Raw genomic sequence first — 24,060 nt, forward strand, 5'->3', positions numbered from 1 at the left:
AGATGACCATGCAAATCCCCGGCTCCGAAATCTTCTCGAGCCGACCGATCGACCCCGACGCACTCGCGCGATCGCTGCCCCCGACGCTGGCAGTCCACACCGTCAGCCAGGAGCACATCGACAACCTCGACCCGCTGACCTACGAAGTCATCCGGCACCGGCTGTGGTCGGTCACCGACGAAATGGGCGAAGCACTCAAACGCATGTCCGGCTCCCCCATCGTCACCGACGCGAACGACTTCGACTTCGCGATCAGCGACGAGATCGGGCAGGAAGTGCAGGTAGGCCTGTACAACACCATGCTCGTCGGCGCCGTCGACCTCGCCATCTACTGGACCCTCCAGCACCGCGCGACCAACCCTGGCATCACCGAGGGCGACATGTTCCTGTGCAACGACCCCTGGGTCGGCGGCGGACTGCACCAGAGCGATGTGATCGTCTACCAACCAATCTTCCACGAGGGCAAGCTCTTCGCCTGGACCAGCGCCATCTGTCACGAACCCGATCTCGGCGGATCCGGGCTCGGCTCGTTCGACCCCTCTGCCCAGGACGTGTTCTCCGAGTCGCTGCCGACACCCCCGATCAAGGTGGTCCGCGACTACGAACTGCAACGCGACGTCTCCGACGCCTGGGTGCGGCGCTCGCGGGTGCCGATGCTCGTCGGACTCGATCTCCGCGCGAAGATCGGCGCCAACACCGTAGGGCGCAACCGACTGCTCGCGGTGATCGAGCAGTATGGCGCCGACACCGTCAAGGCCGTGATGAAGCGGATGATGGCCGACGCCGAGGGGCGTCTGCGCGGCAAGCTCACCTCGCTGCCCGACGGAACCTGGAAGGCCACCGGCTACCAGGATCAGTCACACACCGGCGACCGCGGGATCCACAAGATCACCGTGGCCATGACCAAGACCGCCGACCACCTCACCTTCGATTTCACCGGCACCGACCCGCAGACCGGCGTCATCAACTGCACGTACGCGGGCATGCGCGGCGGAGTCATGCTCGCCCTGCTTCCGATCCTCGCCGGGGACATCCCCTGGTCCGCGGGCGGACTGATGCGCTGCTTCGACCTGGTCTCCGAAGAGGGCACGATCAACAACGCCACCTTCCCCGCCGCGGTCAGCCGCGGACCGATCGGCCCCGCCTGGCTCACCGGCACCCTGATCGCCGAATGCCTGTCGCAGATGCTCGACCGGTCGGTCGATCTCGGCACAAGCGTGCAGGCCGCGTGCTGCGGCACCTGGGACACCGCCGTGATCGCCGGTCTCGACGAACGCCCCGAACAGTCGGTGCCCTTCCTCAACATCATGATGGAGCCGATGGCCGGCGGCTACGGGGCCCGCCCCACCGCCGACGGCATGGACACCGGTGGTCTCTTCTGCATCCCGATGGGCCGCATCCCGGACACCGAAATGACCGAATTCCTCTACCCGCTGCTCACCCTGTGGCGCCGCGAGGAACCCGACTCCGGCGGACCCGGACGGCAGCGCGGCGGTGTCAGTGCCTCCATCGCCATCACCCCCTACGGCACCAGCCTGCCGATGGGCCTGGTACTGGCGTCGGCGGGCAAGGCCGTCGCTCAGAACAACGGTCTCGCAGGCGGATACCCCGGCAATACCGGCGTCGAGGTCCTCGCCCGCGGCACCGACATCGTCGAACAGTTCGCGGCCGGCCGCATCCCCGGCGCCCTGGACGATCTCGGTGGCGGCCGTGAACTCGGAGCCTGCTACGCCGAGAGCTACGTGGCACCCGGTGAGGTGCTGTACATGCACTGGCAGGGTGGCGGCGGCTACGGTGATCCGTTGCTGCGCGACCCGGCCGCCGTGGCAGCAGACTTCCGTGAAGGCAAGGTCACCGAAAACGGTGCCGAAACCGTCTATGGAGTCATCCTCTCCGGCGGAGACGTCGATGAGATCCGGACCTCGGATCGGCGGGACGAGATGCGCACGGAGCGTCGAGACCGCTCGGGGACTACTCGGTCCGACGCCCCCGCGCTCGATCTGGCCGGGGCTCGCAGACTCGACGACAACCTGGCGGAGGTCACGATCGGGGACACCCGCGCGATCGCCTGCGCCCAGTGCGGACGCCTTCTCGGAGACGACAAGACCAATGCTGCGCTGGACCTCGCCCGGTTCGAAGGCCCCTCCTCGACCGCCGGACCACAGGTGACCTCCGATCCGCGCGAGTACGTCGACGCCCCCGTCGTCTTCCGGCAGCTGTGCTGCCCCGGTTGCTGGACCGCTATCTACTCCGGCATCGTCCCCGCCGATCACCCTGATCACGCCCTGGACATCGCCCGCCTCCTCCCCGCGGTAGCGGAGCGATAATGTCGGCGAACCCCGTGATGACACTGGAAGCAGGAGGATTGCGGTGACCTTCTCGGATTGGGGCGGACGCCTCGTCACCTTCCCCGCGGACCGGGCCGGACACTACCGCGAAAGCGGGATGTGGAGCGCCGATCCCACCGGGCGGCGACTGCACCGTATCGCCACCCGGTTCCCGGATCGAACGGCGGTGATCAGTGCGGAGGGTTCGATGAGCTTCGCCGAACTGGACCGTCGGACCGACCGGATCGCGGCCGGACTGGTGCGGCTCGGGCTCGACCGACTCGATCCGGTCATCTTCCAGCTGACCAATCGCCTGGAGACCGTCCTTGCCTGGTATGGCTGCCTCAAGGCAGGCCTGGTTCCCGTCGCGACGTTGGCCGCGCACCGCATGCACGAGATCGGGCACGTCAGCCGGAAGGTCGGCGCCGTGGGGCACATCGTCGAGGCCCGCACCGCGGGATTCGATCTCGTCGAGTTCGCACGCGAACACGCTGCCGGGCATCCCAGCATCCGGCACATCATCAGCGTCGGCGACGAGGCGGGTAAGGATCAGCCGGGTGTGACCCGACTGGAAGACATCGGTCGCGAGACCGATCCCGCCGCAGCCCGTGCCGTGGTCGAACAGATAGAAGCGCGGATCGACCCACTCGACGTCGTCGCGTTCCAGCTGTCCGGCGGTACCACCGGTGTGCCCAAGGTGATTCCGCGCATCCATGCCGAATACTGGAACAACGCCCTGCTCTACGCACAACGACTCGGCTGGGACGAACACAGTCGCGTGGCACACCTGATACCGATCATTCACAACGCCGGAATCTCGTGTGGGCTGCACGCGGCGCACTCCGTCGGCGCCTGCCTGGTACTGGCCACCGCTGACGCTCCCGCGGCGTTCGAATTGATGGCACGGACGGAGGCGACCGAAGTCCTCATCGGGCACGGCCACTACCAGGCAGTTCTGACCCCGGACTTCGACAAGGCCCGCGCATCTCTCCGACGGGTCGTACTGTCGGGCGCCAAGGTTCCACCCGAACTGTTCGAACGAGTCGACGACGGTGCGGGGCATTGGGCCGGCCAGCTGTTCGGCATGTCCGAAGGGCTGCTGACGGTGACCCCGATCGACTCCCCCACCCACGCTCGCCTGACGACCGTGGGGACCCCGATCGCGTCCGACGACGAAATTCGCATCCTCGAGCCGGGTACCGAGATAGATCTGCCCGACGGCGACGTCGGAGAACTGTGCTGCCGCGGCCCGTACACGATCCCCGGCTACTTCGACGCCCCGGAGCACAACCGAGATGCCTTCACCTCCGACGGCTTCTACCGCACCGGTGACCTCGCCGCGATCACCGTCATCGACGGCGAGCGGTATCTGTCGATCGAGGGCCGAATCAAGGACCTCATCAACAGGGGCGGGGAGAAGATCAACGCGGAGGAACTCGAATTACTCCTGCTCGAGCACCCTCGCATCGCCAACGCGGCGGTAGTCGCCATGCCCGATCCCCGCCTCGGGGAGAAAACCTGCGCATATCTGGTGGCGACCGATGAAGAGCCGTTGTCGATGAAGGCCATTCAAGAGCATCTGGCCCGGCTCGGCGTCGCCAAGTTCAAGTGGCCCGAACGGCTCGAATGGGTGCCGTCCTTGCCGCACACCAATGTGAACAAGATCGACAAGAAGCGGTTGCGTGCCGCGATAGCCGCGAAGGTGCTCGCCGAAGCCGAAGCCGAAGCCGAAGCCGATGCGCGCGGCGCGGCCGTCTAGGACCACCTGTTCCGTTCTGGATCAACGTCTTCGGGGCATGTCCACACGGGCATGCCCCGAAGACGATCACTCTCCGCACGACATCGACCGCACGCATCACATTGACTGTTCGACACAAACGTAGAATACTCGACTTTACCGTCACACAGACTGGAGTTTTGCCATGAATCTCGCGCGAGTCGCAGTTCTCGGAGGTGGACCCGGCGGTCTCTATGCCGCAAGACTGCTCAAACTCAGCCATCCGGACGCCGAAGTGACCGTGTACGAACAGAGTGCCCCGGACAAGACATTCGGATTCGGCGTCGGCCTCGCCTCCCGCACGCAGCGCAATCTTCGCGAGGCCGATTCGACATCGCTGGAGGCCATCGTTGCCGCTGCACACCCGCACGACATGTCGATGCAGGTCGGCGAGCACATCGCCCGGCTTCAGAGCGGCGACCTCCTTGCGATCGCGCGCACATCCCTGCTCGAAGTGCTGCAACAGCAAGCCCGACAGGCCGGTGTCCGACTGCACTTCGGCGAACGCCGGGACATCGCCGACCTCGACGCGGACCTGATCATCGCGGCCGACGGCATCAACAGCGGAACGCGCACCCAGCTCGCAGACCGCTTCGATCCACACATCGACACCGGCACCGGCCTGTACCTCTGGTGCGGAACCGATTTCGCTCTCCCGAGCGCGATATTCACACCGGTCACCACCGAGCACGGCACGTTCGTCGCGCACGCCTACCCCTACGCGCCCGACCACAGCACCTTCCTCATCGAAACCGACGAGGACACGTGGCGGCGGGCGGGATTCGACGTATCCACCGAGCAGACAGCACCACTCGACAGCGACGAAACCTCACTGCACTACCTGCAGGCAGCGTTCGCCGGCACTCTGCAGCACCACCGGCTGATCGGTAACCGCACCCGCTGGATGCGCTTCCGGACAATCTCGTGTGGGCATTGGCGCAGCGGCAACGTCGTACTCCTCGGCGACGCCGCCCACACCGCGCACTACTCCATCGGCTCGGGCACCAAGCTCGCCATGGAGGACGCCATCGCACTCGACCACGCACTCACCGCCTCTCCGAACATCGAGGACGCGCTCGCACAATATGAGCGAACCCGCCGCCCCGCCGTCGAATACCTCCAGCACATCGCGCACCGCAGCGAACTCTGGTGGGAGTCCTTCCCGCAGCGGATGAACCTACCCGTCGAACAGCTGCTGATCGCGTACATGACCCGCGCCGGGAAGGTCAGTCTCAGCCGATTCCACGACACCGCCCCCACGCTCGTGCGGAAGGGCCTGGCGAACTACGCGGACGTGCCAGCCGACGCGATCCCCAGCACCGACATCACGGACTGGACGATCGGGCAACCACTCGACCACGGTGACCGCCGATTCGAGCACCGGATCGCACCGGCGGACCTGCGCGACGCAGCCACCACCACAGTGCTCGACATCGACTTCGATTCAGCCTGGGGCCCGGAGGCTACCGCACTCGTCGAGACCGCACCAACCGCGCGAACTCTCTGGCTCACCGGCCCATCCACCCGCTCGTCGCTGCTCAGCAGACTCGATTTCGCCGAACGTCTCGGTCACCACACAGACGCAGTCGTCGTCGTCGAGGCGCCCGGTTCCTGCCGCGCAGATGTCGCAGCAGGTTTGGCCAGCGTGCGGATGCACCTCGCGTTCTTCAGCGATCCGGCGACGTCGGACGCTGATCCGGCGCTTTCCGGGTTGCGGGTCTCGACATGAGTACGCGACCAGCGACCGGCGCCCGTTATCCTTCGGACATGACAAGCGAGGAGGCCCCGAACGAGCGCCGACCCCGAGGCCGGGGCAAATCCCGTTCCAGCGATCAGGCCGCGACCGAAAGCGCGGGCCTTCGCAGCAACCCTCGCCGTGAGCTGGTGGAGAAGCAGATCATCGAGCAAGCCACTCGACTGTTTGCCGAACGAGGATTCGCGAGCACCACGCTGCAGGACATCGCCGACGCAACCGGCCTGACACGGCCGGCCCTCTATCACTACGTGGCCAACAAAGACGAGCTCCTCTCCCGCCTGGTCAGCGAGAGCACCGAGACACCGGCCGCGTTGCTACACACCATCAACGAGCGCACCGATCTGGGTCCGACAGAAAAGCTCCGCGAGATGGCCACCGCCATCGCTCTGCATCAGGCGCAGGCTCCGGATCGATTCCAGTTGATCATCCGTTCGGAAGCCGAATTACCCGAAGACATCTCACGCAACTACGAGCAGAGCCGTCGACACGTGCTCAAGGAATTCATCCACGTCATCGAAGACGGTATCCGCATCGGCGAAATGCGACCGGTCGATCCGCGAACCGCAGCTCTGGCCGTCATCGGCATGCTCAACTGGATCGCCTGGTGGCATCAGCCGGGAAACGCAGACGACGACCGAGTCATCGCCACTCAACTCGCGGACATGGCAGTACGCTCGTTGGTTCATCAGGACCCACAGTCGGCGACCCCGGAAGGTCCCGCGCGAGCGATCGCGATGATCCGCCAGGACCTGAACTACCTCGAACGGCTGCTCGACGAATCACGCCCCGACTGACCGCGCTCGACAGCAACGGCCCTGATTCTGACGGAGGTCACGCGCGTCGCAGCGCCAGCACGGGGATTGTCCGGATGCCCGCCGTCTTCTCCGCATATTCGGCAAAGCCGGGGTACCGGCGCGCCTGCTCGGTGTAGATCCGATCCCGTTCGTCACCGGTCACCTCGACGACAGTCACCGGGTACTGCTCGGTGCCGCGTTCGATCTCGGCCTCACCTGCGCTGACGAGGTTGTAGTACCAGTCGGGATTGCTCGGGGCACCGGCCTTGGACGCGAAAACGTAGATCGTGTCCGGACCTTGCTCATCGGGTAGATACATCATCGGGCTCACACGATCGCGCCCAGTCTTACGGCCCCGGTGGTGAACCAGCACCACCGGGGCGCCCTCGAACGGGCCACCAACTCGGCCCTGGTTTGCCCGGAATTCGGCAATGATATTCGCGTTCCAGTCGTCAGGGGTGCTCATCCTGGGAATTGTCCTAGCCCGGCACCGGAACGGGCGGCATTTCCGGTCGACGTCGTCGTCTCGTGTCGCGCTCTTTCCCGCTGACCGCGATGGCGACCATTCCGGCACCGCCAATCCGACGCCACGCACATGCAGGCGTCAGTCGTCACCAGGCCCGAGTGGAAAATCAGTCTTGCTTGGGAACCCAGTGGTCGGTTGCGAGCTCGTAACTCTGTTTGAGCTCCCCGTACGCCGCTCGTTGGGCCTCCTCGCCCTCGCCGTACCGCCGGACGGCCATCTCGTGGGCCGCCGCGAAAGCCGCCTGTACCTCCTTCGACGATCGCCGCAGTGTCTGTGGGAGCTCGGTTCGGTTCACCGCTCCACTCCTTCTCGGTCGTGGCCGTGATGTACCCCTCGATTGTCCGCCCGGGACCATCGCGGCGGTACCGGGTTGACCGGGTTTTCCGATCTCGGCCGCGGGGCGCCTGCGGGCAGGGTCTGCGCAGGGCACCCGGCACCGAGAATCACAGGCATCGAAGCGGGTCTCCACGGTGGCCTGCCAACGGTGTAGACCGGGGAAACACCTGGCACCGGGGCCCGGTATGGGTAACAATGACCCCGGAAAACACACAGCAACGCCAATTTCATTCTCGCCGAAGGGAAGTCCTTACCAGAGGAGACTCGATGCCTGTTTCGCCACACACATTGTTGCAGCACGTCCAGGATCGCACCACCGACCTACGCCGATGGTTGGATACCGGCGAGAACACCGCCGCCCTGACGGCGTATCTGCGCGACGAACCCGTCGACCACCGATGGCTCACCACCTACAAACAACTCACGCACGACCTGCTGAGGGCGGTAGACCATGCCTGCCCGCCCAGCGCGCCGCACGAAACCCAGGCGCCGAACGCCGGCCGGCCGCCGGACCGTCGATGAACGACGACCAACGCCGGGCTCTCGAGCACGTACGCGACACCTGCGCCATGCTGCACAGCTTCCTGACCACCCACCCGAGCGACCGACCGCCCGAACGGGTCCGATGGGCCACCTTCGAGCAGCTCACCGACGAACTCCTCGACGCGGTTACCGCAGCGCAGAATGCAGGAGTTCCCGAACAACGCATCTTCGACAGCATGTGACAACCGTCTGCCGGCCCGGTCCCTGGCCGAAGCGCCCCGGGATCGAAGTTCGGCTCTCTAGCTGGTGCCGGGCGCGGAATACGCAATGCCGGGTGCAATTCCCGCTCGTATTCCGATTGCTCCGGCCTCCCCACGGTTGGCGACGTCGAGTTTCTCGAGCACGCTCGCGACGTGAAACTTGATCGTGCTCTGGCTGATCCCGAGTTCCTCGGCGATGGCGCGATTGCGTTTGCCCACTGCGAGGTGCGCGAGGACTTCGAGCTCGCGGGGGTTCAGGGTGGACAGAAGATGCTCGTCGGGACGGGCGGCGGGCGGGTCCAACGGGATGGTCAGCGTCACCCGACTCCCCCATCCGGCGATGGACTCGATGTCGATCCGGCCGCGCAACGTGTGCAGGCGTCCGGACAGTTGCCGAGTCAGCGCGTTGCGGTCGATGGTGCCGGGCCCCTGGTCACGGACCTCGATCAGGACGTTGTCACCGTCGCAGTCCCACGCGATCCGCAGCCTGGCCAGTACCGGTTGTGCGCCGAATGCCAGCACGATGGCGCGAACCATCGCGCGCGCCGCATGCGCCACCTCACCCGGAAGCGGACGGCCGTCGGCCGGCGGGTCGACATAGTCGACGTCGACCTCCCGATGCCGCAAGAGAGGTCGCAATTCGCCCTGCAACCTGGCGAATGCCGTGGTGACCGCCTCCTCTGACAGGGCCCGATCGGCGGCACCCGCCGATCGCAGCGCGATCAGTGCGGCCGATGCCGTCTCGCTCGCGGTGATGCGCGACCGCCGATCGTCGAGGTCGTTCGATCGGAGGGTTCCGAGGATCGACGACAGGGTCGCCTCGTGCACCTCCGTCAGTTCGGCGATGGTGCGAGCGCGTTCACTCGACGCCGCCCGTGACTCGGCGAGATAGTCGGGGCTGGCCTGTGCCACCTGTTGCTGGATGGAGGTCGCGACGATCCCGAACATCGCCGCGACCCCATCGGGCTCGGGTGGGCCGGCCTGAGATGGCCGCGGGACCAGGACGAGCAGCGTGTCGCCGGAGTCGCGGACCGCCCAGACCCGGCGGCGTCCACCTCCCAGTGAACGGATTCCGGCGACGACACCGCCGGGTTCGATGGATTGTTTGATCTCGTCGAGTTCGTCGATGGTCACTCGGTCGACTATCTCGCGGTTTCCGGCGACTTTGCGGGGGCGTCCGGTGCACTCCCGGGTGAAGATCACCAGCGCGTCGTGCGGCCACCATCGGCCCAGGAACCGGGAGAAGCGGGTCGCGATGTCCGGGAGCGGTCCCGTGATCACCTTCCGCATCTCCACCCAGGGGTCGACCTGCAACCGAGCCGAGTCCTCCACGCTTACCACCCATTCACAGTATGGCCGGGTACGAGGCAACGGCACTGGCCAAGCGGCCGGCCCGAACCGGCCGACCGGCCGGGTGCCGCGGCGCACCGGAGTCGGCAGCCTTGGATGAGACCGGAACGGCTATCACCGAGGAGGACCATGACCATCACCGTCGAGCAGACACGCACACGGTTCAGTGACGGGCGCCGCATCGTGCTCGACGAGAACGAGCGCCTACTCAATTCCGTTGCCGCAGAACAGTGGGACCGCGCCGGTTCGCTCATCACCACCGCGCGGGCAGTGTTCGTGATCGGCAACGGGCGCAGCGGCCTGGCCGTCCAGATGGCCGCGATGCGACTGATGCACCTCGGCCTGCGCGTCCATGTGGCCGGGGAGGTCACCGGCCCTGCCATCGGCGACGGCGATCTGCTGATTGCCGTCTCCGGGTCGGGCACCACCGCCTCGGTCGTCGGCGCAGCCGATACCGCGAACAAGGTGGGTGCCTCGGTGCTCGCTGTGACTACGGCCTCGGACTCGCCGCTCGCCCGGCGCGCCGACGAGATCCTGGTCCTGCCTGCGGCCGACAAGCAGGACCACAGCGCAGCCATCACCGCCCAGTACGCGGGCAGCCTGTTCGAGCAGTCCGTGCTCCTCGCCTTCGATGCCCTGTTCCAGGCGCTGTGGAGCAATGAAGACCAGACCGCCGAGCGGCTGTGGGAACGCCACGCCAACATCGGCTGACCACGAATCCCATCAGAAGATAACCAGGAGAAACACATGACGAAGCTGCAGGTTGCCGTCGATCTACTCACCACCGCCGACGCGCTGGCCCTGACCAACAAGGTGGCCCCGTACGTCGACATCATCGAACTCGGCACCCCACTGATCAAGAGCGCCGGCCTCAGCGCCATCAGCGCGATCAAGGCGGCGCACCCGGACAAGGAGGTCTTCGCCGACCTCAAGACCGCCGACGCCGGCTTCCTCGAGGCCGACCTGGCCTTCTCCGCCGGCGCGGACCTGGTCACGGTCCTCGGCGCCGCCGGTGATGCCACCATCAAGGGTGCGGTCGAGGCAGGCCAGAAGCACGGCAAGAAGGTCGTCGCCGACCTGATCGGCGTGGAGAATCGGGTCGAGCGGGCCCGCGAGATCGCCAAGCTCGGTGTCGCGTTCGTCGAGATCCACGCCGGCCTCGACGAGCAGGCCCAGCCCGGATACTCCATTCAGACCCTCCTCGACGACGGCAAGATCGCCGGTGTCCCGTTCTCCGTCGCCGGTGGCGTGAAGGTCGACACCATCGCCGCCGTCCGTGACGCGGGTGCGGACGTCGCCGTCGCCGGTGGCGCCATCTACAGCGCCGAGGACCCGCCGCGGCCGCGAAGGCACTCAAGGAAGCACTGACCCAATAGCACGCGATTGCTGACGGTGAAGGCCCTGAACACATCCAGTTCAGGGCCTTCACTCTTTCGCACCCCGGGTCAGATTCCGTCCCGGTGCAGACAGCCGAGAGGGGTTCTCCGCCGGCAACAGATGGCGAGAACCCCGTGAGTGGTCGTGGCGCCTCGCCGGCCTCCATGCCTGGTTAGGAGGCCATCTACCGACTGCGCCGCGAGCGGGCTGATCGACCAGGCGTTCGATGGCGACCGAGATGAGCGTTCGCCATGGCATGCCCCGGCCGGAAACGCCCGACACCTGTGAAGACAGCCGTGATGTGCAGGTCGCGCCTTGATTGAACCCGGCCGCAGTGGGTATGCAGGCACTGCCCCCACGCCGGGTCCCACACCTGGGCGCCGCGCACCCGGTCTCGATCGCCCCGACGATCACCTCACCCGCCCCGGCGACCGAGCAACGACGGCACCACGTCGCGACACAGCAGGATCGATCTCATGACCACACACACGCATCTCACCACCGACCACGAGGAAGTCCGCCAATGGACCCAAGCCCATCACGGCATCCCCGCCCGGGTCCCTCACACCACGGCCGGCGACGTGCTTCGAATCGACCTGCACGGAGTCGACTCCGGTCTCGAACATATCTCCTGGACGGAATGGTTCGCCGCCTTCGACCAGCAGGGCCTGGCCCTCAGTTATCCGGACCCGCACCTACAGGGCGGGATCAGCGCCTGGTTCGAACTCGTACCCCGACCCCGATCCCGCACCGCGGACGGCCCGTAGTAATCGCGCGCGCCACACCCCCGCCCTTTCCACCGGTGTGATGTAGTAGTCACAGGGAGGCGGTCGTGAATGCGCCTGCCGGGTAGGTGGGGCCGTTGGCGGAACGGATCTCGGGGTGCCGCGGACGAGATCCGTTCCGGGCCGCGTTCGCCGCCACAATCAAACGGCCGGGTCGCCGGGACGGACGTCGTCGCCACTGAGGCAGGGTCAGGTACTCGCGTATACCGTCTCGTACAGATGCCAGGCCGCGCCGCCCCCATGGTGCCGATGCCCTGGATTGCCACCGTCGTGTCTGCCGGAGTCCAGCCATATGCTTTCACCGTTCCGATGCAGGCCTGCGCGACTCCGTAACCGTCAATCACATCTGCCCAGCAGAAAACCGCTGGGCACCGGGGCGTTCAGATATGACTCCGCCCCGGTCCCTTCCCGTCCTCCAATCTTCGCGACCCGAGGCGGAGTACCCATGACCTCACGTCGAGAACCGCCCCGACGCGGCGCGCTGTAGGGACGGGTGGGCGCGATGCGCCGTGGGCGCCGGTTCCGGCTCGGGACACCTCGCCCGCTGCTGTGACCGCCTGGGACACGGAAACCATGAGCGAACGGCTCACTTCTCGGACTGTGGCCCCCGCTCGGCCACCTCGCGCACCGCCGCGGCGACCGCTGGCGCGACACCCGCGTCGAACACGCTCGGCACGATGTAGGTGGCATTGAGCTCGGACGGCGACACCCTGTCGGCGATCGCTCCGGCCGCGGCGATCAGCATCTCGTCGGTGATGTCGACCGCGTGCGCGTCGAGCAGACCGCGGAACACCCCCGGGAAGGCGAGCACGTTGTTGATCTGGTTCGGGAAGTCCGACCGGCCGGTGGCCACCACGGTGGCATGTTCGCCGGCGGCGACCGGGTCGACCTCCGGGACCGGATTGGCCAGCGCGAACACGATCGACTCGTCGGCCATCGCCGCGATGTCGTCGCCCGTGACAATGTTCGGCGCCGAGACCCCGATGAACACGTCCGCCCCGACCAGCGCGTCCCGCAGTGATCCCGTCCGACCCTCCGGATTGGTGTGCTCGGCGATCCAGGTACGAAACTCGTCGGCGGTGTCGTCCGGGGACAGAATTCCCTTCCGTCCGCAGCCGATGATGTTCGTCGCGCCCTGGGCGACGAGCAACCGGATGACGGCGTGCCCGGCGGCGCCGACGCCGGACACCACGATCCGGGCCCGGTCGAGCGACTTGCCGACCACCCGCAGCGCGTTGGTCAGGGCGGCCAGGACCACGATCGCGGTGCCGTGCTGGTCGTCGTGGAACACCGGAATGTCGAGGATATCGCGGAGCCGGGCCTCGATCTCGAAACACCTTGGGGCGGAAATATCTTCAAGGTTGATGCCGCCGTAGACGGGCGCCAGGGCCCGGACGATCTCGACGATGGCATCGGGGTCCTGGGTGTCCAGGCAGACCGGCCAGGCGTCGACCCCGGCGAATTGTTTGAACAGTGCCGCCTTGCCCTCCATCACCGGGATCGACGCCGCGGCACCGATGTTGCCCAGGCCCAGGACCGCGGACCCGTCGGTGACCACTGCGACGGTGTTGCGTTTGATCGTCAGGCGGCGCACGTCCTCGGGGTGTTCAGCGATGGCGGTACACACCCGGGCGACGCCGGGGGTGTAGGCGCGGGAGAGGTCGTCGCGGTGTTTGAGCGGAACCGTGGGGACCACCTCGAGCTTGCCGCCCAAATGCAGAAGGAAGGTGCGGTCGCTGACCTTGCCGACGATCACCCCCGGAACCTCGGCAATCGCGGTAGAGATCTGGTCGGCGTGCGCGACGTCCGAGGCGTCGCAGGTGAGGTCGATGACCATGTGGTCGGGATGGCTCTCGACTACATCGAGCGCCGTCATGGCACCCTTCACCGATGCGATCGCGGCCGCCAACGTCGACGTGGTGCCAGCGCCAACCGGTGCATGGACGCGGACGGTGATCGAATAACCGGGGCTAGGACTGGGCATGTGAAGCTCCTGGATACTGAATGACGACCAGCAGGGTTCCGGCCGGATCATCGGGTGCCCGATCGGCACACACGCACCGGGTGTTTCCGCCCGCAACACCCTTAGTCTGCGCTGCCATCGCCGATCCGGACAAGAGGACACCCATCCGGCACCGACAACGCCGCGATGAATCAACGGCCCAAGTTGCCCGGTCGGACGGAACACTCCGTGATTCGAAGCGGGGAGCCGTGCGGCGGCAACGTGCCCGGTCCGAAGTAAGCCCGGGCGCGTCGCCGTGCATTTGCGACGTTTAGTACACCTGTACTCGGGTAGGGCTGCAGGACCAACTTAAGGGGCCAGCCATGTCAGCACAGCAAAACATCGAGACCGCCAAGAATGGGTACGCCGCGTACTCGGCGGGCGATGCCGAGAAGGCTATGAGTTTCTTCGACGACGACATCGAGTGGATCTCGCCCGGCAACAGCACCGTCAGCGGCACCTTCCATGGCAAACCGGAGGTCGGCGCGATGTGGATGAAACTGGCCGAGAAGTCCACAACGACAACACCAGAGCGTTTTCTCGCCGACGACGATGTCGTTGTCGTTCTCACCCGAGTCGCCGCCGGTGGGGAGTCCGCCGACGAAGCCGATGTGCTCACTTTCCGCGATGGGAAGGTCGTCAAATTCCAGTCCGCCGCGGACACCGCGATGCTGGAACGAGTCTTCGGCACGAAGTAGCCGCGAACGGACACGATTGCATGACAGCTCGTGCGATCGATGACGTCGTGGGTAGCCGCGGTCGGAACCGCGGCTCGGGCTGGGTGTTGTCAACCGCGCTAACAGCACCCGGATCACGTGCCGTCAAACTGGCCCCAGGATCACACGATCATTGGTCGCAGGCGTTCTCTACCTCGTAAACAACACACGCCACTCCCCGACCGAGCCACTCGGATTGCGCAGTCAGTGGCCGGTGCCCGCTGCGAAGGTCTATCCGCTGGACCTGCCGCTCAGCCGCGCGGACACTGGGTGACGAGAGCACCAACCAGGCCCACCGGCACCACCTGCTCGGATGGACGCTCAACCGAATTGGCGGTGAGACGATGAATCGCGAAACGATTCAGGGGTGGGTCGCGGAACAGATACACCTCGATCCCGCGACCGCCACGCCGGCGCTGCTCGCGAAGCTGGACGATTTGACCGCGCGGGCCGAGGCGATGTGCGTCCGCCAACTGCTCGATCTGCCAGAGTTCCGACGTCTGGTCTGGTGAGCTTTCACCGCTCCGAGTGCGTGAATCCCGTCGCGGGGCTCGTGCAGTCGACTGACGATCACGTGCGGGTGCCCTTCTGAAACTGACAGTGGGCGCCCGGGGACCAAAAGCTCCTGAGCGCCTCCTGGCGGGTCGGCCGTCCGTTTGGGCTTGACCACAACGGAACCCACACCGCCACCCGACGGTCGGTGGCCGGATCACGCCACATCCCCAGCTTGCCGTCGTCCAGCTGGCCTCGTCGCCGGGCGGGACCACACCCGGGGCACCGTGACCTTCGACTCCACCACATCATCGTCGAATTACGCTGCCACATAACGTCGAACGGTCGATTGCGACACCGTTGCGCCGTGGTCGTCACGCAGGCGTTGCGCGATTGTCGCCACCGTTGCCGTCGACTTCGACTGTCCGCCGGTCCCGTCGTGGTGCGCCGCGATCGCCGGCCACGTCACCGCCCGCGCTGCCCGGTCGCCGACCTCCTAAAACCACCCGGCGATCAGCTCCCGCCAGGGCGCCTCGTCGAACTTCCCACCCTCCTTGGGTGCCAGCCCCGCCGCCAGCACGGGTGCCCCACCCGAACCATGCTGCCCGCCTTCAGGACTGGCCAGTGAAAGCGCCAAGAAGGACCCCGCCCCGCCGCGCGAGCTGTGCCGAGCCGTGCTGAGACGACCGAACGGGACGCCCGCCTGTGATTCCCAGACGTCAGGAGTGGTGCTCCGTCCTCGTCACAGGCCCAATACGCAACCCCAGAGTTCGCCGAGGGCGTGTGGGGGTTGTCTCTTCAGAAGACGCCGAGGCTCCCTGTTGTTTTTGGTCAACGCGTGATGTGCCAGAGAATCACGTCATGGACGTGGCGTGACTTGTCCATACCGCGAAACTCTGCCGTGTGCACTTTGCCGGCATCGATCGCGATGCTGCCGCCGGAGAAGAAGGCGCCCGCCCAACTTTTGTTGCTGACGACGGAGACCGAACGAATCTTGCCGTATGGAATCGACGTGATCGCGGTCTTGTTGCCGACAAAGCTCCTGTCCTGCAAAATGACACGCCGATCGGTCAGGGCAACGAACCCAGTACCGGTGCCGATGCAGTCGTAGACGGCGATGACCGATTCCCCCTGCAACAGTCCGCTTTGTATCTGCGCGAGCTGCTCGCGCTTGTCGAAGATGGGTTGCAGTGTCTGCATGTGGTGTCCTTGTACATTCGGGAGGGCAGATCGTGCCCGTCCGGGCGGGTGTGCCGCGTTCGATGTGAGTCGGCATATTCGCAGTCGACAATGCGGATCGAAGCCGCGCCTCTGGGAGTTCCAGAGTTGGTGTGCCGTCGTCGTCGCCGTAGGCGCCTGTTGTACGTCTGTGCCAACGACCCGGATTCTCGGATCGACAGGTGGCGAGCCACTGTGGGAAAGACTTGCGCTCCCCGACTGGCGTATCCGTGCGCGGCAACCGCGTCGTCGACAGCGTCCGGCTCACCGACGGTGACATCGTTCGGATCGGCGACCACGAGTTCGCATTCCAGATCGCGGTCGACCAGTGCCCTTGCCGGCCAACCGTCGGACGGTAGGCAGGGCCGGTCTATGCCCCGTCGACCGGTTCGCATCGCGTGCGGCCACCAACGCGGCGGGGCGGTGCGACGGGGAATCAGGCTGGGATCTCGTAGGCATATTGCGGGCAGAACGCCCCCACGGCGTCGCCAATGAAGAAGCCCACCTCGTACGGCGTGTAGTAATAGTCGGACTTGTTCAGGTACGCCTCGGTCATCTCGAAGAAGCCGTAGCCGCTCTCGAAGTCCCCGCAGATCTCGTAGCCAAACCCCACCGCGTAGTAGGACGAGCCGTAGGAAATGCCTTCCGCATCCAGGGCGGTCAGGTATGTCTCCTCCGGCGACAGATAGCTTGTGGCGTTGGCGGTGCCGACCGCGCCCAACGCGGCGGCGCCGAGAACGGCGGCGACGGCGGCGGCGCCGACGGCGGACTTCTTCAGACTGGTGAACATGGCGGGTCCTTTTCGGTGAGTACCTTGGCTGGTAGGAAAAGGATCCGAGACGCCGCTTGTTAGATTCTGAACAGAACCTTGTGATGGTCTCAGTGAGTCCGCCCCGGGCCTTTCGGCTCCGCCTTGACGGTGTGGATGTCGTCGAGACGGTCTTCGCGTTCCCGAGATTGCTGCGGGCGCTGCGGGCATACAGTTTCGCGACGACACCATCGGGGATCTTGCCGAGGTGGCCGCCGAACTTCCCGGACTCCTGGTGCCAGGCGACGCGGGGCCCCCGGCCCCTGCCGGGGCGAAGCGGATTTCGGTCTCGAAGGGCGCGGGGGTGTCGATGCCCCGGCGACGCAGGTACTTGCCCTGCTGTACGTCGGTCACTTACTCGGTGACCGCGAGCCGGCGGCCGTCGACCTTGACAATGTGATGCACGACGGCCCCACCTCACCGCCGTTTCCCGAGACCTGTTCGTAGGAGACCACATTCCTGGCGTAGAGAGTGCGTTGGCCAGGTCCTGAAAGAAGGCGAACACCTGGTTGACGGGGTGGTGGTGAGTCGGTTGTCGATGACTGCCGCAGAGAAGATGTCCCACCTGGCCGTTCCACCACCACCTCCGTCGTGACCCGGTGTGGGGCGGCGGTCCCGATGGTCCGGCGGACTGGTTGCCCGTGTGCTCGGATCGGGTTGAGCAGTTTCCTGTCCCTGTTAGCCCGTCTCCATGTCAGTTGATGGTGACGGTGCGGGGCGGATAGACGTGCTGGTTCTTCCCGCGAAGGGTGCCACCTTGAAGCCGCGTCGCGCTGCTCGGCCGCTCATGGATGTCCTGGTCGATCGGCTCAGGATCCGCCGCGACCTTCCAGTCCACGGCGCCATGCGAGGCGGCGTCGAACCTGAGCCCGTCGACGCGGCCTTTCTCCCGCTTGGACCGGCGCCCGGCCGCGCCGAGCTTGCGGAGACCGTCACAAGATTCTATTCAGATTCCGACAAGCGACATCCCAGATCCTTTTCGTACCTGCCAAGCTACTCATAGAAGAGGACCCACCATGTTCCCCACGTTCGTCAAGTCCACCGCTCGCGTCGCCACCGCCACACCGGCGCCCCGAATCGCCGGCTCTATCAAGAGACACACCGGCCTTCGCGCCGCGATATGTGTCGGCGCTACGATTCCGCTGGCGCTCTTCGGACATGGAATAGCCTCAGCCGCAGGAACTGTCGAGATATATGGCAATGCCGGCGAGGTCGATGTATATGTCACCGACGGTACCCCCGGGGAGAACTGCCTAGTCAATGACAACGGCTACACGTTTGGCGGCGTAGTAGACGATGCGGGTTATCTGGATTTCTATATTCCAGCCGAGCCCGGCGACCACCAGGTGACAGTGGCGTGCGACCCGCAGCGGAGGCTACGGCCAATGGGTCACGGTCGCACCCACCGGCCCCGGACCCGGACCGGCCCCGGCCCCAGCCCCAGGACCTGCCCAGGGCTACTTGGTTAACATCTGGGGCATCCCAGGCGGAGTCGATGTGAATATCACCGGCGCGGTGCCATGGGAGTGGTGTCGAGCCGACGCGGACAACACGCCGTTCTACGTTGAGGACCTCGTAGATGAATCGGGCAACCTGGTTCTTATTCTCCGCACGCCTCCCGGCCAGCAAACCGTGACCGTGGTGTGCGACAGCAGCGGAGCCGTCGCTCAAACGGTGACGGTCAGCTGACAGGTCTCGTCACCGGATTCTGGGGGCAGTCGGTCACCGATTACCCTCGGCCGACGCCTTCTTCGCCGAACACCCTGTCCTTGCCTGACTGACAGTCCGGTCCTTGCTTGACTGACAGTCCGGTCCTTGCTTGACTGACAGTCCGCCCGCAGCGAACGGTGGCCGAGAGGCGTTCGTCCAGCGCGTCGAGTACCTCGCTGAGAAGTGCGGTGAGCGCTTCCCGCGTCGACGTCGGGAAGCAACAATCCGGGATCAGGCGCGATCAACGGGTTCGTGGACCGTTGTCCGGGTCGTCGGTTACCGCCTGCGCAAGCCGGAGAGCCAACTGGGCCGTCGACACCGGTTCTCGTGGGGTGAGGTTGCCCCTTGAGAGTGGACACCGGATTTCATGCGGCAACTGACAGCGTAGACGACGCGATGAGTCGTTGTTCGAACTCCACTGGGGTGAGGTATCCGAGGGCGGAGTGACGGCGACGTCGATTGAAGTACGAGAGCCACTCGAACAGCTCCAGCCGTGCCTGCGACTTCGACGTCCAACTCCGTCCGTGCAGCCACTCCCTCTTGAGTCCTTGGAAGAACGACTCGGCGAGAGCATTATCGTAACTTGACCCGACCCGTCCTCGACTTTGCTGAATCCCATGACGGCGGCAGACATCGACGAAAGATGCTGCGGTGTACTGTGATCCGCGATCGCTGTGGAAGATAACGCCACCGACGTCACCACCGCGGGTGCGCACCGCCATCTCGATCGCGTCCGTGACGAGCTCGGTGCGCATGTGGTCAGCGATCGACCAGCCCACCACCCGGCGTGAGCAGATGTCGATCACCGTGGCCAAGAACAACCACGAGGATCCCACCGGGATGTAGGTGATGTCCCCACACCACTTGGTATCGACAGCCGTAGCGGTGAAGTCTCGCATCACCAGATCCGGCACCGACGGAGCCGACTTGTCCGCGATGGTCGTGCGCTTGCTGCGGCGCAGGTGCCTGCCCACCACGTGGTGGATTCGCATCAGCCGGGTCACCCGTTTGCGGTTGATCTTGCGTCCGCGGGAGCGGAGTTCGGCGTGAACCCGCGGGGCGCCGTAGGCGCTCCGGTGCTCGGTATGGATTGCGCGGATCTCGGCGACTGTCGCGGCTTCCTCGGCCTGCCGCTCGATTCGGGCCGGCTCCGTGATCAGGTGCTTGTAGTAGGCGGAACGGGAGGTCCCGAGCGCCCGGCACAGCCGCTGCACGCCGAACTCGGCGCGATGGTCGGAGATGAAGTCCCAGCGGCGGGTCTTCACTTCACCTCCTTTGCGAAATACGCGGCTGCCCGGCGCAGAATCTCGCGTTCGAGCTGCCATTCCTTTTCCGCACCGCGCAGCCGCGCGTTCTCCGCGCGCAGCCGCGCGAGCTCGTCCGCCTCGGTCCCGTCGGCGCCGGTACTGCGGTCCTGCGAGCGCGCGTTACGGGCGGCGGTGTCCTTGCGGACCCACGTCCGTAGCGTCTCGCCACTGACGCCCACATCCGCGGCCACATCCGCGTACGTGCGTTTACCGTCGGCCGCGCGGTACAACGCGACCGCGTCTTTCCGGAATTCCTCCGTGTACAGAGACTGGCGTCCCACCTCGACATCCCTCCTGGCTCTCCTAGAACCATTGTCAGGGGTGTCCACTCCAAGGGGGCAGCCTCAGGGGCCCGGTTTGGGGGGGTATCGTAGGCGAAAATCCGGCGGCATGGTCGACGGCGGTGCACCATGAGCGAAAATCCGGGTTCGCCAGGCGGTCCGCACTGGCAACCCAGCGGGCCTGAGTGGCAACCTCAGGCCCAACAATGGCAACCGCACGCCCAGCAGTGGCCGCCCGCCGGTGGGCAGCCCCCTGGTCCTCCACCTCCACCGCCACCTCGTCGTTCACCGGGCGGTGGCCGCTGGCCTCTGCTGGTCGGGTTGATCGCCGCCGTGCTGATCGGACTGCTCGTCGGCGGCTATCTGTTGTTCGTGAGGGGTGATGCGGATGAGGGTGAGGTGTTGCTCGAGGCGGCGGCATCCGAGGGGCCGTTTCCGTGGACGCCGCCGGTGGTTCCGCCCGATGCGCCGACCACGCTGCCGGAATCGATGCCGACGATGGCTCCCAGTGCGCCGGATCCGGGACGGCCCGGATTGATTGCCGTGCCGGGCGACCGAACCGGAATCTACGGTGGCTCCCTCGAGTTGTCGGTCTGCGACAAGCCGAAACTGATCGGATTCCTCGAGCAGAATCCGGGGCAGCGGGCCGCGTTCGGCGAGGTGTTGGGTATCACCGACGTCCGCGCCTTTGTCGAGTCGCTCACGCCCGTGATTCTCGGTTCCGATACCCGGGTGACGAATCACGGGTACGAGAATGACCGACCGACACCGTTGCAGTCCGTGCTGCAGGCCGGGACGGCAGTCCTCGTCGACGACCGCGGTGTACCAAGGGTTCGGTGCCAGTGCGGGAACCCGCTGTTGCCGCCGCAGCCCACCAAAGCAGCCCCGACATACACCGGGCAGCGGTGGCCGGGTTTCGAGCCCGACAAGATCGTCGTCGTGCAGTCCGCGCCGACGCCGGTTACCCAGCTCACGGTCATCAACATCGTGACGGGGGCACCCGTGGTGATCAACGTCGGCAGCGGGACACCGCAGCAACCGACGACGACGCCGACGCGTACCACGACGGCGCCACCCCCACCGCTCCGAACGACAGCGGCGCCACCCCCACCGCTCCGAACGACAGTCGCGCCACCGCCACCCCTCCGGACCACAGCGGCGCCACCCCCACCGCCGCGGACCACGATGGCGCCACCCCCGCGGACGCAGCCGCCGACAACGCAGGCGCTGCCACCCGCCGACTGGAGTACGACGGCCGAGGCTTTCCGCGGCCAGGACGGAGGTCGAGCGTCGTTCGACTGCCCGCCAGGAGGAACCTTCGGCTCCGTGTGGGGTTCCGGCACCTACACCGATGACTCCAGCGTGTGCACGGCCGGTGTGCACGCGGGGGTCATCTCCCAGCAGAGCGGCGGGGTGGTGATCATCGAGATCTCTCCCGGTCTCGGCTCCTACCAAGGATCGACGGCCAACGGTGTCACGTCCCAGGACTGGGGAAACTGGTACGGCTCGTTCCAAGTCGCCGGTGGTGGCTGACCGCGCTCGGCCGGCGACCAGATCAACCGTCGCCCGACAGTTGCAGCACTCTGTCGCCGTCGGTGACGACGAGATCACCGGTGGCCGTGACCGCGACCCAGATCGGGCCGTGCAGTCCGGTGAACCGGACGACGGCCGGCGTATCGGCACCGGCCCGAAGTGCGACGACGCGGCCGCCTCCGTAGTCGGCAACAAACACACCGGTGGAATCTGCCGCCACACCGGTCGGGGACGCGAGGCCCGTGAACGGCAGCACGGTCTGGTCGGTGGCGCCGGCGGGCAGGAAGAGCACGCGATTGTTGTCGGTATCGGTGACGAATACGTCTCCACCGGAGTTGACCGCCACCCCGACCGGTCCGTGCAGGTCGGATAACGGCAGCACCTGCGGGCTCGCAGCACCCGCTGGCAGAGCGACAATTCTGTTGTTGTTGTTGTCGGCGACGAAAAGATGACCCGCGTCGCTGACCGCCACTCCGGCGGGCCCAGCCAGGCCGGTGAACGGCAGCACCGTCTGGGTCGTGGCTCCCGCGGCGAGCTCGAGCACCCGGTTGTTGCGTGTGTCGGCGACGAAGACGTCGCCGGCGCCGTTGGTCGCCACCCCCGACGGGTGGTCGAGATCGGTGAACGGGAGTACCTCCTGGGCGCCGGCGCCCGCGGCCAGTCTCAGGACTCGATTGTTGTTGCTGTCGGCGACGACGAGATCGCCGGCAGTGTTGACCGCCACGCCGACCGGATAGTCGAGGCCTTCGAACGGCAAGGTGGTCTGCGTCGCTGACCGGTTCGGCCAGCTGACGAACACCACCGCGGCACCGACTGCCAGCAGTGCGAGGAGGGCCAGCGCAAGCAGAACCCCGGCCCGTTTCCGCCGGGGTGGAACGCTGTTCCTCTGCGGCGGGGGCGGTTGCGGTGCCAGAGGGGGAAGCTGTTGCCCTTGCCGGCGTGGCGTCGGCTGCCGACTCGTCGGGGTATCGGGTGCGGCGTGCACGTTCGCCGTCTGCCTCCGCGTGAGGATTTGCTTGGCCGTCTGCGCGGACTGCATGCGTGACAGGGCGAGCTGAACGCCCGCGGAAAGTGCGTGGCAGCTCGGCAGCCGGTCTTCACGGCGCTTCGTCAGAGCTGCGGACACGATGTCGTCGAAGGTCGGCGGAAGATCACCGCGCACAGCGCTGATCCGCGGTACGGGTCCACAGAGATGACCGCGCATGACTTCCTGGGTGCTTCCGGTGAACGGGGGGTGTCCGGTGAGCAGGCAAAATAGGGTGCATCCCAATGAGTACACGTCTGCGCGCAGGTCGAGTGGGATGCCTTGGAAAGCCTCGGGCGCCGAGTACTGCAGGGTGGCCACCAGCGACCCGGTTCTGGTCAGGTGCTGCGTCTCGTCGAGGGCCTTGGCGATACCGAAGTCGGTGAGCAGTACCCGCTCGGGTTGCCCGGCGCCCGACATGCCCAACAGAATGTTCGCCGGTTTGACGTCACGGTGCAGCACGCCGTTCTCGTGCGCATAGTCCAGAGCCTTGGCTGTTTCGGCGACGATGTGCACGGCGCGCGGCGGGTCCATCGGACCCTCACGCAGCGCCACCGCGGCATCGGTTCCGGCGACGTATTGCATCGCAATCCAGTGTTGATTTGCTTCCCGGCCTCGGTCGAAAACGGACACGATGTTCGGGTGTTCCAGCCGCGCCGCGTGGTCGGCCTCGAGCTCGAAGCGGGATCGGAAACAGTCGTCGGTGGTCAGGCTCCGGTCCAGCAACTTGAGGGCGGTGTTCCGAGGCAGGTGAGGATCGCGCGCGAGGTACACAGCGCCCATCCCGCCGACCCCCAACACCCTTTGGATGGTGTAGCCGGCGAACACGTCACCCGGCTCGAGTTCCGCACCACCCATCGGCAACACCGCCTTCGGTCGGACCTCTGCGCTGTATGTGAGCCAATTGGAGTGTATGACTTGGCACACTTACGGGGCACGAGTCGGTCGCCCACGGAATCCACCTCGGCCGCCACGGCAAACGCCGATACCTTCCGCCAGCCCGCGGCGTTCCGCCGGCCGTCACGACTGCATCTGCCTGAACCAGAACTCGACGGCCCCCGCCGGGCGGCGTGCCAGCGAGGGCCCGGCATTGTTCCACGCACGGTGATCGCGAAGAATTCCGCATGCAGGCGCAGATGTCTATCCATAACGGGAACGGGTTCTCAGTGGTTCGATTGCCGGTGTCACGGAGTGCGCC

23 protein-coding genes and 1 pseudogene are annotated in these 24,060 nt (G+C 66.1%); 14 read left to right on the top strand and 10 right to left on the bottom strand.

All coding sequences use genetic code 11. The features are described from left to right. Positions 1-2 precede the first annotated feature (2 nt). From RHA1_RS02370 to RHA1_RS02385, 4 genes are all read left to right on the top strand, one after another. A complete protein-coding gene (locus tag RHA1_RS02370; RefSeq protein WP_011593745.1) occupies positions 3-2,327 on the top strand; it encodes a hydantoinase B/oxoprolinase family protein in 2,325 nt (774 codons plus the stop codon). A gap of 43 nt (positions 2,328-2,370) precedes the next feature. After that, complete coding sequence (locus RHA1_RS02375) at positions 2,371-4,086, top strand: (2,3-dihydroxybenzoyl)adenylate synthase (RefSeq protein WP_011593746.1); 1,716 nt, start codon at positions 2,371-2,373, stop codon at positions 4,084-4,086. A 163-nt stretch (positions 4,087-4,249) separates the two neighbouring features. Beyond that, positions 4,250-5,833, top strand: a complete 1,584-nt coding sequence (locus RHA1_RS02380; RefSeq protein WP_011593747.1) for an FAD-dependent monooxygenase — start codon at positions 4,250-4,252, stop codon at positions 5,831-5,833. Positions 5,834-5,871: 38 nt separating this feature from the next. Next, positions 5,872-6,654 (top strand): TetR/AcrR family transcriptional regulator, encoded by a 783-nt coding sequence (locus RHA1_RS02385; protein ID WP_029538303.1) that lies wholly within the window; start codon positions 5,872-5,874, stop codon positions 6,652-6,654. Between the two features lie 37 nt (positions 6,655-6,691). On the opposite strand, the gene RHA1_RS02390 is transcribed toward RHA1_RS02385, so the two are convergent. Both RHA1_RS02390 and RHA1_RS02395 read right to left on the bottom strand, forming a co-directional pair. Continuing rightward, positions 6,692-7,120, bottom strand: coding sequence for a nitroreductase family deazaflavin-dependent oxidoreductase (locus RHA1_RS02390; protein ID WP_011593749.1), 429 nt, complete (start codon positions 7,118-7,120; stop codon positions 6,692-6,694). Between the two features lie 166 nt (positions 7,121-7,286). Beyond that, positions 7,287-7,475 carry a ChaB family protein gene (locus RHA1_RS02395; protein WP_009473096.1) on the bottom strand — a complete coding sequence of 63 codons (189 nt, stop codon included), beginning with the start codon at positions 7,473-7,475 and terminating at the stop codon, positions 7,287-7,289. 308 nt (positions 7,476-7,783) lie between these two features. Between RHA1_RS02395 and RHA1_RS02400 the strand changes: the two genes are divergently transcribed. Then, positions 7,784-8,038 (top strand): hypothetical protein, encoded by a 255-nt coding sequence (locus RHA1_RS02400; protein WP_237723896.1) that lies wholly within the window; start codon positions 7,784-7,786, stop codon positions 8,036-8,038. Continuing rightward, positions 8,035-8,241, top strand: a complete 207-nt coding sequence (locus RHA1_RS02405; protein ID WP_041810962.1) for a hypothetical protein — start codon at positions 8,035-8,037, stop codon at positions 8,239-8,241. Before RHA1_RS02400 ends, RHA1_RS02405 begins: the two co-directional genes overlap by 4 nt. A gap of 57 nt (positions 8,242-8,298) precedes the next feature. On the opposite strand, the gene RHA1_RS02410 is transcribed toward RHA1_RS02405, so the two are convergent. Next, complete coding sequence (locus RHA1_RS02410) at positions 8,299-9,591, bottom strand: helix-turn-helix transcriptional regulator (protein ID WP_011593752.1); 1,293 nt, start codon at positions 9,589-9,591, stop codon at positions 8,299-8,301. A 147-nt stretch (positions 9,592-9,738) separates the two neighbouring features. Between RHA1_RS02410 and hxlB the strand changes: the two genes are divergently transcribed. The 3 genes from hxlB to RHA1_RS02425 all read left to right on the top strand — a co-directional run bounded on the left by hxlB (position 9,739) and on the right by RHA1_RS02425 (position 11,753). Continuing rightward, positions 9,739-10,320, top strand: coding sequence for a 6-phospho-3-hexuloisomerase (gene hxlB / locus RHA1_RS02415; protein WP_011593753.1), 582 nt, complete (start codon positions 9,739-9,741; stop codon positions 10,318-10,320). A gap of 36 nt (positions 10,321-10,356) precedes the next feature. Next, entirely contained in the window at positions 10,357-10,977 is a 621-nt protein-coding gene (gene hxlA, locus RHA1_RS02420; protein ID WP_011593754.1) for a 3-hexulose-6-phosphate synthase, read from the top strand. Positions 10,978-11,462: 485 nt separating this feature from the next. Continuing rightward, positions 11,463-11,753 carry a hypothetical protein gene (locus tag RHA1_RS02425; protein WP_011593756.1) on the top strand — a complete coding sequence of 97 codons (291 nt, stop codon included), beginning with the start codon at positions 11,463-11,465 and terminating at the stop codon, positions 11,751-11,753. Between the two features lie 228 nt (positions 11,754-11,981). On the opposite strand, the pseudogene RHA1_RS53170 reads toward RHA1_RS02425, so the two are convergent. Both RHA1_RS53170 and RHA1_RS02430 read right to left on the bottom strand, forming a co-directional pair. Continuing rightward, positions 11,982-12,155 (bottom strand): annotated as a pseudogene (locus RHA1_RS53170) (glutamate dehydrogenase); the annotation flags it as partial. A gap of 202 nt (positions 12,156-12,357) precedes the next feature. Further along, positions 12,358-13,755, bottom strand: coding sequence for an NAD-dependent malic enzyme (locus RHA1_RS02430; protein ID WP_011593757.1), 1,398 nt, complete (start codon positions 13,753-13,755; stop codon positions 12,358-12,360). Positions 13,756-14,096: 341 nt separating this feature from the next. Between RHA1_RS02430 and RHA1_RS02435 the strand changes: the two genes are divergently transcribed. Continuing rightward, positions 14,097-14,471, top strand: a complete 375-nt coding sequence (locus RHA1_RS02435) for a nuclear transport factor 2 family protein (protein WP_009473104.1) — start codon at positions 14,097-14,099, stop codon at positions 14,469-14,471. A 362-nt stretch (positions 14,472-14,833) separates the two neighbouring features. After that, positions 14,834-15,001, top strand: a complete 168-nt coding sequence (locus tag RHA1_RS50270; RefSeq protein WP_016880955.1) for a hypothetical protein — start codon at positions 14,834-14,836, stop codon at positions 14,999-15,001. 811 nt (positions 15,002-15,812) lie between these two features. Here RHA1_RS50270 and RHA1_RS02440 read toward each other — a convergent pair. After that, positions 15,813-16,181: a PH domain-containing protein gene (locus RHA1_RS02440; protein ID WP_009473107.1), complete on the bottom strand. Its 369-nt coding sequence runs from the start codon at positions 16,179-16,181 to the stop codon at positions 15,813-15,815. A 200-nt stretch (positions 16,182-16,381) separates the two neighbouring features. Here RHA1_RS02440 and RHA1_RS53175 point away from each other — a divergent pair, with 200 nt between their 5' ends. Beyond that, complete coding sequence (locus tag RHA1_RS53175) at positions 16,382-16,558, top strand: FHA domain-containing protein (RefSeq protein ID WP_337503921.1); 177 nt, start codon at positions 16,382-16,384, stop codon at positions 16,556-16,558. Positions 16,559-16,635: 77 nt separating this feature from the next. Here the strand turns inward: RHA1_RS53175 and RHA1_RS02445 are convergent, their stop codons facing one another. After that, positions 16,636-16,989: a DUF732 domain-containing protein gene (locus tag RHA1_RS02445; RefSeq protein WP_009473109.1), complete on the bottom strand. Its 354-nt coding sequence runs from the start codon at positions 16,987-16,989 to the stop codon at positions 16,636-16,638. 712 nt (positions 16,990-17,701) lie between these two features. After that, positions 17,702-17,845: a hypothetical protein gene (locus tag RHA1_RS50275; RefSeq protein WP_167540918.1), complete on the bottom strand. Its 144-nt coding sequence runs from the start codon at positions 17,843-17,845 to the stop codon at positions 17,702-17,704. Between the two features lie 659 nt (positions 17,846-18,504). Between RHA1_RS50275 and RHA1_RS51515 the strand changes: the two genes are divergently transcribed. Beyond that, positions 18,505-18,696: a hypothetical protein gene (locus tag RHA1_RS51515; protein WP_009473110.1), complete on the top strand. Its 192-nt coding sequence runs from the start codon at positions 18,505-18,507 to the stop codon at positions 18,694-18,696. Positions 18,697-19,082: 386 nt separating this feature from the next. Here RHA1_RS51515 and RHA1_RS02455 read toward each other — a convergent pair. Further along, a protein-coding gene (locus RHA1_RS02455; RefSeq protein ID WP_085996104.1) for an IS3-like element ISRhosp1 family transposase occupies positions 19,083-20,305 on the bottom strand; the annotation gives its coding sequence in 2 pieces (ribosomal slippage) (positions 19,083-20,050 and positions 20,050-20,305; 1,224 coding nt in all). 321 nt (positions 20,306-20,626) lie between these two features. Here RHA1_RS02455 and RHA1_RS02465 point away from each other — a divergent pair. Beyond that, the gene (locus RHA1_RS02465; RefSeq protein WP_050787234.1) at positions 20,627-21,838 is read left to right on the top strand and encodes an LCCL domain-containing protein; all 1,212 of its coding nucleotides are present in this window, start codon (positions 20,627-20,629) and stop codon (positions 21,836-21,838) included. A 22-nt stretch (positions 21,839-21,860) separates the two neighbouring features. Here the strand turns inward: RHA1_RS02465 and RHA1_RS02470 are convergent, their stop codons facing one another. Next, positions 21,861-23,720, bottom strand: a complete 1,860-nt coding sequence (locus RHA1_RS02470; RefSeq protein ID WP_011593767.1) for a serine/threonine-protein kinase PknD — start codon at positions 23,718-23,720, stop codon at positions 21,861-21,863. Between the last annotated feature and the right edge of the window lie 340 nt (positions 23,721-24,060).

Source organism: Rhodococcus jostii RHA1, from assembly GCF_000014565.1.
Classification (GTDB): Bacteria; Actinomycetota; Actinomycetes; order Mycobacteriales; family Mycobacteriaceae; genus Rhodococcus_F; species Rhodococcus_F jostii_A.